15 protein-coding genes and 1 pseudogene are annotated in these 18,175 nt (G+C 44.0%); 6 read left to right on the plus strand and 10 right to left on the minus strand.

All coding sequences use genetic code 11. The features are described 5' to 3' along the window. Positions 1-396 precede the first annotated feature (396 nt). The 7 genes and pseudogenes from rluB to JZ787_RS04115 form a co-directional block, all read right to left on the minus strand. A pseudogene (gene rluB / locus JZ787_RS04085) lies at positions 397-1,248 on the minus strand (23S rRNA pseudouridine(2605) synthase RluB); the annotation flags it as partial. Between the two features lie 41 nt (positions 1,249-1,289). Beyond that, positions 1,290-1,877, minus strand: a complete 588-nt coding sequence (scpB, locus tag JZ787_RS04090) for an SMC-Scp complex subunit ScpB (protein ID WP_010327370.1) — start codon at positions 1,875-1,877, stop codon at positions 1,290-1,292. Continuing rightward, positions 1,877-2,671: a segregation/condensation protein A gene (locus JZ787_RS04095; RefSeq protein WP_062034053.1), complete on the minus strand. Its 795-nt coding sequence runs from the start codon at positions 2,669-2,671 to the stop codon at positions 1,877-1,879. Before JZ787_RS04095 ends, scpB begins: the two co-directional genes overlap by 1 nt. Before the next feature lie 507 nt (positions 2,672-3,178). Further along, complete coding sequence (locus JZ787_RS04100) at positions 3,179-5,584, minus strand: sulfatase-like hydrolase/transferase (protein ID WP_346311736.1); 2,406 nt, start codon at positions 5,582-5,584, stop codon at positions 3,179-3,181. A gap of 642 nt (positions 5,585-6,226) precedes the next feature. Next, the gene (locus JZ787_RS04105; protein ID WP_346311737.1) at positions 6,227-6,493 is read right to left on the minus strand and encodes a hypothetical protein; all 267 of its coding nucleotides are present in this window, start codon (positions 6,491-6,493) and stop codon (positions 6,227-6,229) included. A 54-nt stretch (positions 6,494-6,547) separates the two neighbouring features. Then, positions 6,548-7,165 (minus strand): L-threonylcarbamoyladenylate synthase, encoded by a 618-nt coding sequence (locus JZ787_RS04110; protein ID WP_004695345.1) that lies wholly within the window; start codon positions 7,163-7,165, stop codon positions 6,548-6,550. Positions 7,166-7,250: 85 nt separating this feature from the next. Next, positions 7,251-7,913: an elongation factor P hydroxylase gene (locus tag JZ787_RS04115; RefSeq protein ID WP_094148251.1), complete on the minus strand. Its 663-nt coding sequence runs from the start codon at positions 7,911-7,913 to the stop codon at positions 7,251-7,253. A 97-nt stretch (positions 7,914-8,010) separates the two neighbouring features. Between JZ787_RS04115 and JZ787_RS04120 the strand changes: the two genes are divergently transcribed. From JZ787_RS04120 to lysM, 6 genes are all read left to right on the plus strand, one after another. Continuing rightward, positions 8,011-8,568, plus strand: a complete 558-nt coding sequence (locus JZ787_RS04120) for a YceD family protein (protein WP_346311738.1) — start codon at positions 8,011-8,013, stop codon at positions 8,566-8,568. Between the two features lie 76 nt (positions 8,569-8,644). After that, complete coding sequence (gene rpmF, locus JZ787_RS04125; RefSeq protein WP_004279227.1) at positions 8,645-8,827, plus strand: 50S ribosomal protein L32; 183 nt, start codon at positions 8,645-8,647, stop codon at positions 8,825-8,827. Between the two features lie 176 nt (positions 8,828-9,003). Continuing rightward, positions 9,004-9,990 (plus strand): ACP S-malonyltransferase, encoded by a 987-nt coding sequence (gene fabD, locus JZ787_RS04130; protein ID WP_346311739.1) that lies wholly within the window; start codon positions 9,004-9,006, stop codon positions 9,988-9,990. Next, a complete protein-coding gene (gene fabG, locus JZ787_RS04135; protein WP_004695350.1) occupies positions 9,987-10,721 on the plus strand; it encodes a 3-oxoacyl-ACP reductase FabG in 735 nt (244 codons plus the stop codon). The genes fabD and fabG overlap by 4 nt, the downstream gene beginning before the upstream one ends. Before the next feature lie 86 nt (positions 10,722-10,807). Further along, a complete protein-coding gene (gene acpP, locus JZ787_RS04140) occupies positions 10,808-11,044 on the plus strand; it encodes an acyl carrier protein (protein WP_004695351.1) in 237 nt (78 codons plus the stop codon). A gap of 247 nt (positions 11,045-11,291) precedes the next feature. After that, positions 11,292-11,765, plus strand: a complete 474-nt coding sequence (gene lysM, locus JZ787_RS04145) for a peptidoglycan-binding protein LysM (RefSeq protein WP_004695352.1) — start codon at positions 11,292-11,294, stop codon at positions 11,763-11,765. Between the two features lie 68 nt (positions 11,766-11,833). Here lysM and JZ787_RS04150 read toward each other — a convergent pair whose 3' ends face one another. Genes JZ787_RS04150 through atzF form a run of 3 tightly spaced genes read right to left on the minus strand, consistent with a single transcriptional unit; the run spans position 11,834 to position 17,994 of the window. Next, positions 11,834-12,538 (minus strand): GntR family transcriptional regulator, encoded by a 705-nt coding sequence (locus JZ787_RS04150; protein WP_346311740.1) that lies wholly within the window; start codon positions 12,536-12,538, stop codon positions 11,834-11,836. 3 nt (positions 12,539-12,541) lie between these two features. Further along, positions 12,542-16,144 carry an urea carboxylase gene (gene uca / locus JZ787_RS04155; RefSeq protein ID WP_346311741.1) on the minus strand — a complete coding sequence of 1,201 codons (3,603 nt, stop codon included), beginning with the start codon at positions 16,142-16,144 and terminating at the stop codon, positions 12,542-12,544. Between the two features lie 20 nt (positions 16,145-16,164). Then, the gene (atzF, locus tag JZ787_RS04160) at positions 16,165-17,994 is read right to left on the minus strand and encodes an allophanate hydrolase (RefSeq protein WP_346311742.1); all 1,830 of its coding nucleotides are present in this window, start codon (positions 17,992-17,994) and stop codon (positions 16,165-16,167) included. Positions 17,995-18,175: the final 181 nt, after the last annotated feature.

Genomic DNA, 18,175 nt, shown 5'->3' on the forward strand with positions numbered 1-18,175 from the left:
TAAAAACGCTCAATAAGTTGGGCGTTTTTTATAAGGAGCTTGCAGTTTTTTCTGATCTAGAACAGAAAGAGGGCTTCTTGTGCAGCGTAAACACATATAAAAAGAGCCACTCGAAGGTGGCTCAAATTTTGACTTTAAAAATTAAAACTTCTTAAAGCTTTTATTTCCAAAAGGTTTACGTGGCGCATTTTCATCACGCGCGTCGCGTTGACCATAGGTGCCTTTGTTGCCAAAGTTCTCTGGACGGCTGTCACGTTGTGCATAGCCTGAGTTTTGGCGTGGTTCACGTTGACCATAACCTGTTTGTGCATTGTCCTGACGACGTTGGCTATGACCATTTGGATTTTCACGACGTTCACGGTTGAAAGCTGGCTTCGCTTGTTGTTGGCCTTCATCTTCATTGTCACGGCGCTGTTGACGTAAGAAACCACCACGACGTGCAGCCATTGGTTTTTCTTGCATACGTTCAGTACGACGTTTTGCCATGCCGTACAAACCAGTGCCTTGACGTGGTTTTAACTCAACCGCTTTGGTTAAGTTATCGATGTCGTTTTTGTCCAATTCCATCCAACGACCCGTACGTAGTTCGCGTGGTAAAATAACCGTGCCATAACGTGTACGGAGTAGACGGCTGACTTTTAAACCTTGCGATTCAAAAATACGACGTACTTCGCGGTTACGACCTTCTTTTACCACCACTTGATACCAGCGGTTAATCCCTTCACCGCCAATTTCAGAGAATGACTCAAACTTCGCTGGGCCATCATCTAACACCACACCTTTGAGCATGTTGTTCTTAATTTGAGGCGTCACTTCACCCATAACACGTACAGCATACTCACGTTCAACTTCATTTGATGGGTGCATCAAGCGATTCGCGAGTTCGCCATCATTTGTGAACAACAGTAGACCTGTTGAGTTAATATCCAGACGTCCTACCATCACCCAGCGATCATTCGCGATTGCAGGTAATTGATCAAATACCGTTGGACGTGACTCAGGGTCGTTACGTGAACAAATTTCGCCTTCTGGTTTATAGTAAATCAGAACACGACGACGAATTTCATCTTCAATTTGGAACGATACTTTACGACCATCGATGCGAAGCTCATCACCTGGTTCAATACGTTCGCCTACTTGGGCAACTTGGCCGTTGACACTCACACGACCAGCGGCAATGACTTCTTCCATATAACGGCGAGAACCCAAACCAACTCGTGCGAGTACCTTTTGCAACTTTTCACTCATGACAGCATAACCTTAGAAATTATCATCAACAGTTCACCTATTTACGACTTCGGTGCATTCGCATCGAGCGCCATAAAAGCTTCCTTGGCATCCTGCAGGGGAGGCAACTGACCTAAAGAATTTAGGCCAAATGCATTTAAAAATTGGGGCGTTGTAACTAACAACGCAGGTCTTCCTGGGAGTTCACGAAAACCAGATTCTTTAATCCAGTTCCAATCAAATAACGTTCGTAACAGTTGACTGTTATTTGAGACTCCTCGAATTTGTTCTATATCTGCTCGAGTGACGGGTTGATGATAGGCAACCACGGCCAACATTTCGAGTAGCGATGGCGAGAGACGAGTTGGTCGCTCTGGCCACGTTTGTGCAACAATTTGACGGTATTTTGCTCGAACTTGAAAACGAAAACCTTGAGCAGTTTCAATCAGTTCAATCGAACGACCATGCTGTAACATGGCAAGTTGTTGTAAAAACTGGCGTAAATCTTGTTTGCTATATTGATTTTGGAACGATTCTTTCAATCGTGCAAGTGAAACAGGTGCATCACTGGCAAAAATAATCGCTTCTAACTGCATCAACACTTCATGCAAGTTATCTTCATTCGTTACAGGAGCGGTTTGTTCTAACATTATTTTTTGACTCCTTGTATCGAAAGCGGTGCTTCAACACCTGAACTCACAATTTGAATACGTTGCTGACGGGTTAACTCTAAAATGGCCATAAACGTCACGACCATACCCATACGACCTTGGATGGGACGCAGCAAAGATTCAAAAACTAAAACTTCACCTGAAGCGACTTTGCTTTCAATAAAAGCCATGCGCTCTTCAAGTAAAACAGGTTCTTGTGCAATTTGGTGGGTGATTGGCTCAGGTCGGTTAAACACGCAGAACAGTGCATCACGCAGCTGTTGCACATCATGACCGTCATTATTGTCTAGAGTTTGGCCTAAGCTGACATTGGTTGAGAAGGTGTCTCGCTCTAATATAGGCATTTGCCCCAAGCGTTCAGCCGCTTGTTTAATACGGAGATAAGTTTCTAAACGGTCAATCAGCTCTTGTTTTGGATCTTTTTCAATTTGGATTGTATTGGGTGCTTTGGGCAACAGCAAACGTGACTTTAAGTCAGCCAATAGCGCGGCCATCACCATATAGTCTGCTGTCAGCTCAATGTTAAGCGACTTCATGGCATCCATATAAGACAGGTATTGCGCTGCAATCGGGGCAATATCTAACTGTAATAAGTCAAAGCCATTTTTTTGAATCAGGTAAATCAGAAAGTCGAGTGGTCCTTCAAAATGCTCTAAAAGAATTTCAAATGCAGCGGGAGGAATATATAAATCCTCGGGGATGGAGTCATGCCACTCATCCATAACACGGATTTGTGGAAGATCTTCCATGGCATTATGGACGGATTGATTCATTACAGTTATTGGCCACGCGAATTTTCAAAGGCATGATTATGTTTTTTCGAATCAGTACTTAGGAGAAAAAGTAGAGGTGATTTAAAAAATACATAATTTTAATAGGGCTTAGTGTAAAACAAATTGCGGTGTGAATACATGATTTCACCGACCAAATAACAAAAAAAGCTGTAAATAAATAGAGAGTATTTATTTGTGTGATGCTTTTTATTTGCTGATGTCGTGGCTAAATCTGCAGAAATGGGTTGGGTTTAAGAGAACATGACGGACTTAGGGCCTAGTCCTGTGGTTTGAAAAATAATCGATTTATTGTAAGTAGCTAGATGAGGCTGCATAGTGCGGCATTATGAATCTCAAAAGCAGCCTATAAAATAGGCATTGGATGAATGCCTTAAAGAATAGCGCTGAAATACGAAGAATGTATTTCAGCGCAGCCCTAAACGTTAGACTTTGAAGCCTTAAGCTTTTGGGTGTTGATCAATCTCAGATCATCGCGTTTGAAATTATTTAGTCTTTTAAATCGATTGTGACGGTATCGATTTGACCTGTGAATGCATACGGCGCTTTTTCATTGTAGCGAGGTGAAACGGTTGAGCCTAAGTCCATACCGATATCGAAGGTTTCAGTTGCGGAGAAGCGATAAGGAACCACTTTTTCAACCTGACCTTGGGCAACCGTATCGCCATTGACGCTGATGGTCACGGGTCCGCCAATACCATGTCGTCCTTCACGCGGAGTCTGTTGATAGTCTACGACGATGCTGTGTTTACCCGGTGCTAATGCTTTGGTGGAAGCAATCCGATAATACGATTGGGCAAAGAAGTTGTATTCGTACACAGGTATGCCATTTTCCAAATACAAAGAGAAGCCACCACCTGAACCACCTTCAGCAACAATTACACCATTGGCACCGCTTTTAGGAATGACAATGTCAGCCTTAATACTATGCGAGTGCTGATACATGGGTGGTGCACTGCCTTCAGGCAGACGCGTGGTTCCTGCTGAATAGGTGAATTGCTTTCGGCCACGAACTGAAGAAGGCCGTTCTGGATTAAAAGCACGTTCCACAAAACGGTCATCTAACGGATAAACGCCATATTTGCCTGCTTCTTGGTCGAACAGTTTCTGCATTTCTGCTAAGCGTTGAGGCTCTTTGGCTGCTAGGTCATGCGCTTGGGAAAAGTCCTGTTTGATATTGTATAGTTCCCACGGACTATCTTTAAAGCCTAAAGAGCCACTGAGCTTCCACGGTACGCCATGGAAGGATGAGGCAACCCAACCGTCTTGATAGATGGCTCTATGTCCACCCGTTTCAAAGTATTGGGTATGACGCTGATCTTTGGCTTTTGCATCATTGAAACTGTATGCCATGCTAATGCCAGACATTGGCGTTTGCTTTACACCATCTACTGAGTTGGGCTGCGGAATATTGGCTGCTTCTAAAATGGTTGGGGTGATGTCGGAAACATGATGGAATTGGTTATGGATCGCATGCGTGGCTCTAATTTTTGCAGGCCAAGAAACGATCATGCCATTGCGTGTTCCCCCGAAGTGAGAAGGAACGCGTTTCATCCATTGGAACGGGGAAGAGCCAGCCCATGCCCAACCGACAGGATATTGGTTTTCGTGCTTTGGTCCGCCAATTTCATCAATATGTTTTAATTGATTTTCAACGGTATCTGGAAAACCATTTTGAGTCATTAGATTATTTATAGTACCCGTTAACGTCCCTTCAGCACTGGCACCATTATCCCCAGCAATAAAAATAATGAGGGTATTATCTGCATCGGGAAGTTTCTTAATGGCTTTAATCAAACGTCCCATTTCATGATCTGTTTGCGCGAGGAAGCCTGCAAAGACTTCTTGATGTTTTGCAAACAAACGCTTTTCATCGGCTGATAAGGAAGCCCAAGCTTGAATACTGTCTGGACGTGGCGTTAAGTCAGTATTTTTAGGCACAATGCCCAATTTCTTCTGACGGGCCAAGGTTTCTTCACGGACTTTGTCCCAACCTTGGTTGAACTGGCCTTGAAACTTATCAATCCATTCTTGATTGACATGGAGTGGTGCATGGACGGCACCGGGTGCCATATAGACAAAATACGGTTTATCTGGAGATACTGAGCCTTGACGATTGATCCACCCAATTGCATCATTGACCAAGTCAACATTCAGGTTATAGCCTTGCTCTGGTCGTTTAGTTGGTTCAACGGGTGTTACTCCGCGGATCAGCTGCGGTTCCCATTGGCTCGATTCACCACCAAAGAAGCCATAAAAATATTCGAAACCGAGACCTGTTGGCCAGCGTTCAAAAGGCCCAACTGGAGATGTTTCCCAGTCAGGGGTGTTGTGCCATTTACCAAATGCCGCAGTGGCATAGCCATTGTCTTTAAGGATTCTAGCGACACTGGCACTTTCCTTGGGCCATATTGTGTTATATCCCGGATAACCCGTTGAAAGTTCGGTGATGGTTCCCGCTCCAACTTGATGTGGGTTTTGTCCAGTTAAAAGAGCTGCACGTGTTGGAGAACTAATCCCTGTAGTATGGAAACGATTGAAAATCACACCATCATCTGCAAGTTCATCCATTTCAGGTGTCGGTACAGGCCCACCAAAGGTGCCAGCTTGCCCAAAGCCTAAGTCGTCTAACAAAATTACCACCACGTTAGGGGCACCTTTGGGTGCTTTTACAGGTTGAGGAAAATCTTGTTTAGAGCCCTCAAAGGTTTCTTTAATCACCCCTTTAAATTCTGGTGTAGGCTGGGGCAAAACCAAGCCTGTCTGGTTTGAGGCTTGAGGTGTGCTACTTTGGGCTTCGGGAGCTGCTAAAGCGGCATGCGATGCTGTAATGGCTGCGACCAAGGTGAGGACACGTGTCAGTGGTTTGGAGCTTAATGATCTATTTTTGTTCATATACAATCCCTTATTAAAAGTTTCCTTGCTGTGGTATTGAAAAAATGCGCAAAAATGCTGAGTAGGGAAAAGACCTACGGAATAAAAAGGTTTAGATGTTTGGGGATTTCGATTGAGTTGTAGCTTCAGACATGAGGCTCTCATCTCATATAGCCTGTTACAGGCTTGATTTAAACGAAGCAGAGATCGCGTTTGGAGGAAACCTGAATAGTTGGAAGCTGAATGCGATGGATTGGCTAGAATGCATTGGAGTGGTTGAAACCGCAAATAGGCCTAATATTGTTGTATTCCCTTGGTTCGACATTTTTTGTCCTTATTGATTTGATTATGCTGTAGCTGTTTTTCATACCCATGACGATCCATCGTCAATGCACGGTGAAGTACGTTTAATGTTCTGGCTGTACAGTATCAAACTGCTTCAGAGGATGAACCACTCAAAAGAATGGACTTGGCTGTTTTTTCCGCACTTTAAAATGAAGATGGTTATTTGCGATAACAGTGGTTGTGAACACTGAAGCTGCATAGATTAGGTACTTTATTGTTATGGATGCGTGGATTTATTTGAACGCGTAGGGAAGAAAAATGCGTCTAAAGTCTGCAGAAATGGATCAGCTGACGCGACGGAAAATATTCATTCAAGATTTATTCAGGTGCTTGTAGAGCAAATTCAATGATGCGTTGACAGTTGTCCTGTAAGCAGAGATTTTTGGGTTCGAGGTATTTGAAATATTGTTGGATGGTCGAGATCGGTAGGAAATAGTTGTACAGATTCTTTTCCCACATAATGCAGTTGATTGAGCTATGGCGTTGCACCAAAGTCTCGGACTCAAGCGTCCAAGGACGCTGCACATATAAATTATGTTGCTCGGGAAATTGATTCAGATTGAGTAAAACCGTAAACAGGGTCATGTTGATCTCTTGAGAATGTGAGATTCAGTTTCCCTAGCGAATAAATGCAGCGCATTACTCAAATGCGCTGACATCGCCAAGCCCACGGCGAATCACTTCAGGATGATCACCTGATAAGTCGACAATACTAGTGGTGCTTAATGTGCCCAGCCCGCTGTCGATAAACACATCAATTCGTTTTGACAGTTGCATTTCGATGTCATAGGGATCATCCAGCGGTTCTTCCTGATTCGGCAGGATTAAGGTACTGGTTAGTAGCGGCTCACCTAACTCTTTGAGTAACATTTGGCACACAGGGTTACTTGGAATACGTAGACCAATGGTTTTTTTCTTCGGATGCATCAAGCGTTTAGGCACTTCACTGGTTGCAGGCAAAATGAACGTGGTCACGGCTGGTGTATTGTTTTTCAGTAAACGATACATGGCATTATCGACTTTGGCATAAGTGGCAATATCGGACAAATCTGCACAAATGATGGCATATTGATGTTTGGCCCCAAGGCCGCGAATTTGAGCAATCCGCTCCATGGCATTTTTATTCCCAATCTGGCAGCCAATGGCATAAGCGGCATCGGTCGGGTATACCACCACATCGCCTGCACGAATCCGTTCTACTGCTTGGCTGATTGAGCGTGCTTGAGGGTTATCAGGATGGACTCTTAAATGAAGCATCGTTTTTATCTCCTGATGGTTTTTTCAACATTATCGCGCTTTATCTCGGTGATGTTCAATGACCAAAATGTGAATCGTGCTAAATTTAGTCGAGCATTTCTCTTTGAAATTCATTGCTCTGTAATGTTTTGCCAGCACGAGTACATAGGCAAATACAGTCAATGAAGTGTTTCGCATCGCGCGGTAATTGGGCTTGGCCTGAAAAATAAGCCTGAACTTGAGCGAAAACATGGTCTTTAAAGCGGTTGCCGTCACCCCCTTCACCAGTCAGATTGTCTAAGGAAACACGGAACTTCCGACCAAAAGCTGTGGCAAATAACCATTCAATGGCTTGCGGTTTAATTTCAACCTGTTCAAATAAAGCTTGTTGCTCAGCCGTACGACCATCGGGTGCATACCAGTAGCCTAAGTCGGGGAGTAGACGGCGTTTATCTCCTGCAATGCTCCAATGGCTGATTTCATGTAAGGCACTATTAAAAAAACCATGGGCAAATTGTATACGCGCAGGGGTGCTGTCAATCGCGGGAAAATATTCAGGTTCAAAGTCACCTTTAACCAAGTTGACATTCAGGTGGGAAAACCAACGATTAAAGTGTAAGATGAGCCAATCAACTTGTTCTGCTTCTGTACACAAATTCTCCCACGTCGAGAGTTGCACTTGGCGGTTTGAAATGTCAGAATCGACAGTTGAAATTGTGCTCACAAGTGATGAAATACTCACTTCTGTTTGCGGCTGCAACAGATGCATGACTTAAGTTACCCAAATGGTCTGTCTAAATAAGTACAAAATTGTATCTTAATCTTTGACAGAGTACTGATGAATTTGTAGAATTGCCGCCTTAATTATGTCAGCAAATACCTTTCCGGCACAGATTGAGCCGTTTAAATGGGCCGAACAAGGCTTTACATGGTCAGGAACACTGCCATTGTCTCGCTTTGCTCGTATAGCCCGTGAAGCTGTTGGATCAATTGATGATCAATTGATTAACATAGACTGTAAGCTATCAATGGATGCGTATCATCGTATTGTATGGCTAGATGGTCACGTTGAAACGAACGTTCCAATGGAATGCCAGCGCTGTTTAGACACGGTAAACATTGAACTCGTTTCAGATTTTCATCTAGCTCTAGTGGATGATGAGTCACTGATAGAGCGCTTGGATGAGGATGCTGATTTCATCGTCTTAGGTGAAAGTGAAGCAACGACGAAAGGTAGCTATGATGCGCCTGCGACGGCTGATTTACTGTCTCTGATAGAAGATGAATTGTTATTGTTGATGCCTTTGTCTGCTAAGCATGACGCTTGTGAACATAAGCACCAACCTGCCGTTGAAGAACTTGTTGAAGAAAAGCGGGATAATCCGTTTGATGTTTTGGCAAGTTTGAAGGGTAAACTTAACTAATTTTTGTGTTATACTCTTCCGTATAAGACAACTGAATTTGTTCTGATCCATATTTTTCGATTTGTAAGGAGCCATCATGGCCGTTCAGCAAAACCGTAAAAGTCGCTCTCGCCGTGACATGCGCCGTTCACATGACGCTTTAACCGAGAATGCATTAACTGTAGACCAAGCTACTGGCGAGACTCACCGTCGTCACCACGTATCTAAAGATGGTATCTACCGTGGTCGTCAATTATTCGCTAAAGCATCTGCTGAATAATTGTCGAAGCATTAAGCTTAAAGCTTAGTCGAAAAAAGGGGAGCGTAAAGCTCCCTTTTTTTGTTGTCGAATTTTTATCGCTGCTGTTTTTGTTGTATTTGGCAATTACATCGACCTAAATTAAGTGTTAAATTTTCGCTCCATAAACGAGAGCAAAGACAAGAAAGGACTTTTTTATGTCTGCGAAACAACTTGATCAAGTCGCTCAGGCAACAAAAACAGCTTTTGTATTTCCTGGTCAGGGTTCACAAAAGGTTGGCATGTTGGCTGAATTGGCAGAACAATTTGCCAGTGTTGAAGCAACATTTGCAGAAGCCTCTAAAGCGGTTGGATTCGATTTGTGGCACATTACACAATCTGGTGAAGGTTTAGACCAAACTGAATTTACCCAACCGGTATTGTTAACTGCCAGCATTGCTTTGTGGCGTGTATGGTTAGAACTTGGTGGTGTTGCACCAAAGTATTTGGCAGGACACTCACTTGGTGAATACAGTGCGTTGGTTGCAGCAGGAAGCCTAAGCTTAGGCGATGCAGTCAAGCTGGTAAACTTGCGTGGCAAGTTGATGCAAAGTGCTGTACCTCAGGGTAAGGGCGCAATGGCGGCCATCTTAGGTTTAGATGATGCGCAAGTTGTTGCTTTATGCCAACAAGTTTCGAGTCAAGCTGAAGGTTCAGTTGAAGCGGCTAACTACAATGCTCAAGGTCAAGTGGTGATTGCTGGTGAAAAAGCAGCAGTTGAAGCAGTCATGGCTTTAGCCAAAGAAAACAGCGGCAAAGCGATTGCACTCCCAGTTTCTGTTCCATCGCATTGTTCATTGATGAAGCCTGCTGCAGAACAGTTCGCACAAGCTTTGGAACAAACTGCCATTGAGCTGCCTAGCATACCTGTAATACAAAATGTGGGCGCGGAAATTGCTACAGATGTAGCACAAGTCCGCCAAGCACTTACCGCTCAGTTATATGAGTCTGTACAGTGGACCAAAACAATGCAGTTTATTCAGGATCAAGGGATCCAATATGTTGCAGAGTGTGGTCCAGGCAATGTTTTGGCAAACTTGGCAAAACGTCTACCTAATATTGAAAAAGCATTTCCACTCGATAGTAAATCGCGCTTGGAAGATGCACTAAATGCCATTTTAGTGGCTGAAGGAAAAATTGCATGACACAGGAACGCAAAATTGCACTCGTGACAGGTGCAAGTCGAGGGATTGGTGCTGCCATCGCTCAGCAACTTATTCAAGACGGTTATTTTGTTGTGGGTACTGCGACATCTGAGTCAGGTGCAGAAAAACTGGCTGCAAGCTTCGGTGAACACGGTGCAGGTAAAGTGCTCGATGTTCGTGATGGTGCTGCCATTGATGCGCTTGTAACTGACATTGAACAAAACTATGGCCCTGTGTTGGTTTTGGTGAACAATGCTGGGATTACCAAAGATAATTTGTTACTTCGTATGTCAGAAGATGACTGGGATGACATTTTAAATATCCATTTAAAAGCAGTTTACCGTTTATCTAAACGTGTGCTAAAAGGCATGACCAAAGCACGTTTTGGACGAATTATTAATATTAGTTCTGTGGTTGCGCATTTTGCCAACCCAGGTCAGGCCAACTATTCAGCAGCGAAAGCTGGTATTGAAGCATTTAGCCGTAGCCTTGCAAAAGAAATGGGCAGCCGTCAAATCACTGTAAACTCAGTGGCGCCTGGTTTTATTGCAACAGAAATGACTGAGCAATTAAGCGAAGATATCCGTAAAAAAATGAGCGATCAAGTGGCTTTGAACCGTTTAGGTGATCCACAAGATATTGCAAATGCGGTGAGCTTCTTGGCATCAGACAAAGCAAATTACATTACTGGTACGGTAATGCATGTAAATGGTGGTCTATACATGAGCTAATTGGCTGATGGATAAACTTTCAAAATTTTAAAGATTCAATTAAACTAACGGCATTAAAAACGCCACAAGCAATGAGGAGAATTCCTGTGAGCGATATCGAACAACGCATCAAGCAAGCAGTTGCAGAACAACTTGGTCTTAAGGCTGAAGAAATCAAAAACGAAGCATCTTTCATGGATGACTTAGGTGCTGACTCTTTAGACCTTGTTGAGCTTGTTATGTCTTTCGAAAACGACTTTGACATCACAATCCCAGATGAAGATTCTAACGAAATCACAACTGTACAATCTGCGATTGACTACGTTTCTAAGAAACTAGGTTAATACATATTGTTTCAGCTTTGCTGAATGGAAAAGCCACCCACTTGGGTGGCTTTTTTATGCCTTTCAAAAAAATGCAAAGCGCCTAACTCACCTTTAAAATCTGCTATTTACTCGGGTAACTTACAAAGCTTTACCTTAAGAGGACTTTTCGCTACCAAATCTACCGTCTGTTTTGGGTATAAAAAAGGGTGTCTCATTTTTGAGCATTCACTATAACAACACTGATATAACAAGATGGAGCATACACATGGGTCTTTTTGATTTTGTTAAAGGCATTGGTAAGAAAAATACAGCAGCAGCCGAGCCTCAAGCTGCACCAAGCACACCAGCAGAGCCATCTGCTCAAGAAATTGCCAACAAGTTATTGGGTCATATCAAAGCATTGGGCTTACCTGTGACGGGACTTTCAGTTAGCTATAACTCCACCACGGATTTGGCGACCGTGAAAGGGCAAGTTCAGACTCAAGCCGATAAAGAAAAGATTGTTTTAGCCGTCGGTAATATTGACCATGTGGCACAAGTCGATGATCAACTCACTGTGGCGAGCCCTGAACCTGAAAGTAAGTTCTACACGGTTAAATCGGGGGATAACTTATCGAAAATTTCCAAAACATTTTATGGTGATGCCAACCAGTACAATAAAATTTTTGAGGCCAACCGTCCCCTATTGAAAGATGCAGATGATATTTTCCCAGGCCAAGTCCTACGTATTCCTGCTTAAGTTAAAAGGTTGAAGAAAAGGCGCATGAAGCGCCTTTTCTATTTGAGAGTGGAATGTTGATCGAGTGCTTAGCGACTTGCTTTCACAACAGCATGCTGACTGAGCATACCTAAGGTAATTTTTTTTACCTCATCTCGACTTTGTTGAATGTGAGCACTGATCTTTTCAACGGCAAGCTCTGTCTGTTGCTGTGCTATATAATTCAAAATGGCTTGATGCTCCGCATAGGTGGCTGCAATCCGATCTGTTTTTGAAAAATCGAGGCGACGAATAATGCGAATTTTTTCACTGATCTCTTGGTGAATTTTGATCATTTCTTGATTGCCAATGGCACGAACCAATGCACAGTGAAAATCTTCATCAATTTTCGCCATGGCTTTTAAACTCGATAGATACTGCTTAGGTGCAACCATCCAAATTTTGTGTAGGTGTTTCATTTCCTTCGATGGCTGAGATGTACTGCTGCATAACTTTCGAATTGCGTACTGCTCAATCATGATGCGCAGCTCATAAAGCTCATCGTAGTATTGCAAGTTCAACGGACGAACAGTCCAGCCACTACGAAATGCTACCTCTACATAGCCTTCTTGTTGTAGTCGATATAGCGCTTGCCGTGCAGGCGTACGACTGACCTGATAACTCAAGGCGATTTCGGATTCGGTAAAACGTTCACCCGGCATCAATTTGAAATCAAAAATATCGTTTTTTATTTGCTGGTAAACCAGTTCAGACAAATTGTCTGAACTTGAACCTGCACGTGTCATATTGGGCATGTACTATTCCATATAAACCAAAGGTTCACCGCTATGAACGGTCTGTCCAGCCCGACAAATAATGGCTTTGACAGTACCATCATCCGCAGCGTATACCGGTAATTCCATTTTCATGGCTTCAATGATAGCAATGGTTTCCCCTTTTTTCACAATCTGACCTTGTTCCACTAATATTTTCCAAATATTACCGGTCATCGAAGCATGTAGCGCTGCATAGGCGCTGTAGTCGGTCTCATCAGGTATTTCTGCAATCAAATGTTCTTGATGATCAATGCTTTCTTTCCATAAGCCGACTTCAGCGCTAAAAGCGTGTTGTTGCTGTGCTCTAAACTCGGCAATGCTGTCTTTTTCATCTTCAAGCAGTTGTAAATACGCTGCATAGTCAAATTCAGTGTCTTCAATTTGAATTTGTGCTTGACCATTTTCAAAGTCGGCACGCCATTGCTCTAACTCTGACTCAGATACGGGGAAGTATTTGATTTGATCAAAGAAGTTTAGGAACCATTCTTTGTCGCCAAACTGTTTGTTCTTTTTAAACTTATTCCAAATGGGGAGGGTGCGTCCGACCAGTTGGTAGCCTCCCGGAGAGTCCATGCCGTAGATACACATATACATGCCGCCAATGCCTACGGTACCTTCAGCGGTAAAAGTACGTGCAGGGTTGTATTTTGAACTTAATAGGCGATGGCGTGGGTCAATCGGTACTGCACAGGGCGCGGTGAGATAAACATCACCGAGACCTAAAATGAGGTAATGGGCATTAAAAATAATTTCTTTGACTTGCTCACGGCTGTCTAAACCATTGATGCGTTGAATAAAATCGACATTGTTCGGTAGCCAAGGTGCTTTGGCACAAACACTTTCTTGATAGCGTTCAACGGCACCTAAAGTTGCACTGTCTTCAAATGTCATCGGCAGATGAATGATCCGTGACGGGATCTTGATTTGGCTTAAATCTCCCATTTGCTGTTCAAGCTTGAGTAGAAATTCGATCAATTGATGCTGTGGAAGCGTGAGTCCATCGTATTTGATTTGCAGCGAGCGTACACCAGGCGACAGTTCCAATATGCCTTTAATATTGGCTGCACGAATGAGTTGCATGAGCTGATGGACGCGTAAGCGTAGCGCCAAGTCTAAAACGTTGTCACCGTACTCCAGTAAGATATAGCTGTCACCCGCTTGGCGGTATACCGTGCGTGGAGACACATCAGTTGCCTCTAAGCTGGCAAGGATTGCGGATGGTGGAATGTCATTGCTTGGGGGCTCAGAATGAAGCACTGCGTCGGCAAAGTTTTCGATCCGTTCAATTTGTTGTTGTTCTAAGGCATTGGCTTGTTCAACAGTTAAAGGATAAAAGCTGATTTTATCATCGGCTTTAAGCTGACCCACTTTCCAAAGTTCAGCTTTAGCAATAGTTACAGGGCAAACGAAGCCCCCCAGGCTTGGCCCATCTTTGGCTAAAATGACAGGAAAGTCGCCTGTGAAGTTAATTGCACCAATGGCATATTCACAGTCATGGACATTCGATGGGTGGAGTCCTGCTTCACCGCCATTTTCACGTGCCCAGCTTGGTGTTGGCCCTGATAGTCGGATGCCTAGACGGTTGGAATTGAAGTGTACGCTCCATTCGGATGCAAAAAACTCTTCAATATATTCGGGTTTAAAAAAGTCAGGTGCACCATGTGGTCCATACAGCACCCCAATTTTCCATTGTTTGCCATAGCTTGGAATCAGTGCTGAAGGTAAAGCCTGTGGTTCTTGTGTGGCTAAAGGGATATCGCTATTTGGATGGGTTGTGTTGACGAGTTTGATCATGTCACCTGCACGAAGCACGCGTCCTGCATGCCCGCCAAAGTTCCCTAAAGCAAAAGTCGAACGACTGCCCAAATATAGGGGGACATCGAGTCCATGACGAACGGCTAAATAGCTACGGCAACCAGATTCTACTTGTCCTAAGCTGAGTACTTGACCTGCGCGAAGGTGAATCGGTTGCCAAAAGGTCACGGGCTTATCATCCAGTTGCGCAGGGCATGGCGCACCTGTCAGTGCAATCACACTGTCTTGGTGGAACTTGAGGCTTGGGCCTTGCAGGGTGAACTCGAAACCTGCAGCGCTAGCATCATTCCCTACAATTTGATTGGCCAATTGAAAAGCATAGTCATCCATAGGACCCGATGGTGGTACACCGATATCCCAATAGCCAACACGTCCCGGAAAGTCCTGAATTGAGCTTTGCGTGCCAGCTTGGAGTACTTCAATCACATTCGGTACGTAGTCAAAGTCATCTAGCAAGCGTGTCCAGATTTGCATTTGTGCAAAGCGTTCATCAGAGATCACGCTATGTGCATAGTCTAAATTGGTGCTGATGCCATTTAAACGAGTTTGAGAGAGCACACTTTTTAGTTGCTCAATGGCTTGTTCACGGGTGTCCGCATGTACGATGATTTTGGCAATCATTGGGTCAAAATATTGCGAAATTTCTGTTCCTGTTGAAACCCATGTATCAACACGACAATTGTCTGGAAATACAACTTCGGTCAGTACACCTGGGCTGGGTTGGAAGTTTTTAACTGGATCTTCTGCATAAATACGCACTTCAATTGCCGCACCTTGCGGTTGGATGTTGCTAAGTGCAGTCCAATCCAGTGTATCGCCCGCAGCGACTTTAAGCATGCATTCAATCAGGTCTAAACCCGTCACCATCTCAGTGACAGGATGTTCCACTTGTAGTCGGGTATTGACCTCAAGGAAGTAAAATTCATCACTTATAGCATCATAAATAAATTCGACCGTACCTGCACTGCGATAATTGACCGATTTGCCGAGTTCAACTGCTGCTTGATGTATTTTTTGACGTGTGGCTTCGGGCAGATGAGCAGCAGGGGTTTCTTCCACCACCTTTTGGTTACGACGTTGCAATGAACAGTCGCGTTCACCCAATGCAACCACTTGACCTTGACCATCACCAAAAATCTGAACTTCGACATGGCGTGCACGGTCAATAAAACGTTCTAAAAATACGCCCGAATCTTTAAAAAATTGTGCGCCTAAACGTTTGACGCTTTCATAAGCTTCAACTAAGGCTTGTTCATTATCACAGCGGGTGAGACCAATACCACCACCGCCTGCGGTGCTTTTCAGCATGATGGGATAACCAATCTCTGTAGCCGCAGAAATTGCTTCCTCTATGCTTTCAAGTAACCCTGTCCCTGGTGTCATAGGAACCTGTGCAGCAGCCGCAAGTTCACGTGCACGGTGTTTTAAACCAAACTCTAAAATTTGTGTCGCGGTTGGCCCCATAAAGGCAATATTATTTTTCTCACAAGCCTCTGCAAATTCAGCACTTTCTGATAAAAAGCCATAGCCTGGGAAAATAGCTTCAGCCCCTGTTTTTTGTGCGGCTTGAATCAGTTTTTCAATGCTTAAATAAGTGTCAGATGGTTTTAAGCCGTCTAAAGCAATGGCAATGTCCGCGTCTTTGACATGTTGTGCGTAACGGTCACTGTCTGAATATACCGCTACACTAGTCACCCCCAGTTTTTTTAAAGTGCGAATTGCACGTACGGCAATTTCGCCACGGTTTGCAATCAATACAGTTTTAAACATTTTAAAATTCCTAAATTTGACTAAGCTTGTTCTACTTTTGAATTGTTACGGTGCTGGATATAGGCGCGCCAACCACCAAAGTGACTGATGTTTTCGGCATCGTTTAAGCCATAAGGTTCGCAAATGAAACCTTTCACCCATCGACCGTCTGCCAGTTCGACATTGCCCATGCCCAGTGGTGTCGGAATCTCTGCGACAAATTCTCCAAAGCGAGCGGTGGGTACATCCCACAGTTCAACAATGATCTGCTGACCGTGTTCATCGACTCGGGCTAGACCGGGTTTAGGTGGGATCGTGCCATTCAGTGCAAACAGGGCATAGTGCTCAGCGGTATGTGTGGTTTCCACTAGCACAGCATTACGTGTAAGCAATTGGAAGTTCAGCGGCATTCCTGTCAGGTGCGCCCCAACCACAGCAACACGGATATGATGTGGAGAAACTGTGTGCTGTAGCTTTGGAGTAGATGCATAGCGGTCTAAAGCCCCCAGCTTTAAGTTCAAATGCGTCTGCCAAATTTTTCCAAATTCAATCAGGGCTTGGTCATACCATGCAGGTGCAATTAGGCTGATGCCGAAAGGTAAACCGTCGGTGCGGAAACCTGCGGGCAGGGCGAGGGCACTTAAATCGGCGAGGTTGGTAAAATTCGTATAAGTCCCAAACTCAGAGTTCAGACTAATCGGTGACTGTTCCATTTCCGCAAGGGTATGAATGGTTGGAGAGGTGGGAACAATCAATGCATCAAATTGGGCCAAAGTGTCTTGAATTTTTCGGCTTAATTCTTGCTTTAAGTACTCCGCGTTATAGGCATCAACTGCACTAAAATCATGACCTTTTTGAATGATTGCACGTACTGTCGGATCGAAAACCTCAGGCTGCTGCGCCAACAACTCGGCAACCGCTGCGGTACGTTCTGCCACCCATGAGCCTTGATAGAGTTGGGCTGCTAATTGTTCAAAAGCCGAAAAATCAATTGCAGTAATTTCAGCACCGAGAACTTTTAACTGTTCTACAGCCAGTTGGAAGGCATATTTAGCTTGGTCATCTCCAAAGAATTCCAGTTTTTGGGGAATAGCAAAATGTGGCTTAGTCGAGAGTTTCACAGGTGCAGTCTTTGGATGCTGGCGTGAATAGCTATCTAGCGCATCGTAGTGTTCTACCATTTGGGCAATGGTGTCGGCGTCTGTTACCGTTAAAGCAAAAATCGAAATACAGTCCAAACTTTTACAGGCTGGGAGTAGACCACGATTTGAAAAACGACCTTTGGTGGGTTTTAGTCCAATAATATTGTTAAATGCAGCAGGAACACGGCCAGAGCCTGCAGTATCTGTTCCGAGTGCAAAGGGCACCAAGCCACGAGCAACAACACTGGCTGAACCAGAGCTAGAGCCACCACTGACATAGTCAGCATTAAACGTGTTACTGACTGCACCAAAGGGAGAGCGTGTCCCTACGAGACCAGTTGCGAATTGGTCTAAATTGGTTTTTCCTACAACAATGGCCCCTGCATTTTTAAGCAGGCGAATGGTTTCAGCATCTTGCGTAGCAACAGTTGTCAGGGCCTTGCATGCGGCCGTGGTGACAAAACCAGCAACGTCGATGTTATCTTTCACTGCAAATGGAATACCGTATAAAGGCAATTCTTTGCTGAGCTCTGTGGCTTGCTCTACTTTTTGCTTTAAGGCTTCAATTTGTTGGGAAAGTATTTCTGTCGTAGCAATTGAAATCCAAGCATGATCAGGTTGTGGTAATTGCGCTACATAGTCGATTAAATCTTCAAGATGAATATCTTGGTTGAGATAAGCGGTTTGCCATTCTTGAAGTGTCCAGCCAATGCATTTGTTCTGACTCATTTTTTGCATTCCAACTTGTATACATGATGGAATACAAAAATGCAGAATCTATGCCAATCTAATCAATTTGATTTATCTTTGGTTATAATTGTTATAAATCAATTGGTTGGGTTTAAGGTTTTGGTTTGATTGAGTGATTCTAAGTGTTTTTAGAGTTGCACCAAAACAAGCGCATAGGGGA

Source organism: Acinetobacter sp. BWR-L5 (assembly GCF_039655985.1).
GTDB classification, from domain to species: Bacteria; Pseudomonadota; Gammaproteobacteria; order Pseudomonadales; family Moraxellaceae; genus Acinetobacter; species Acinetobacter johnsonii.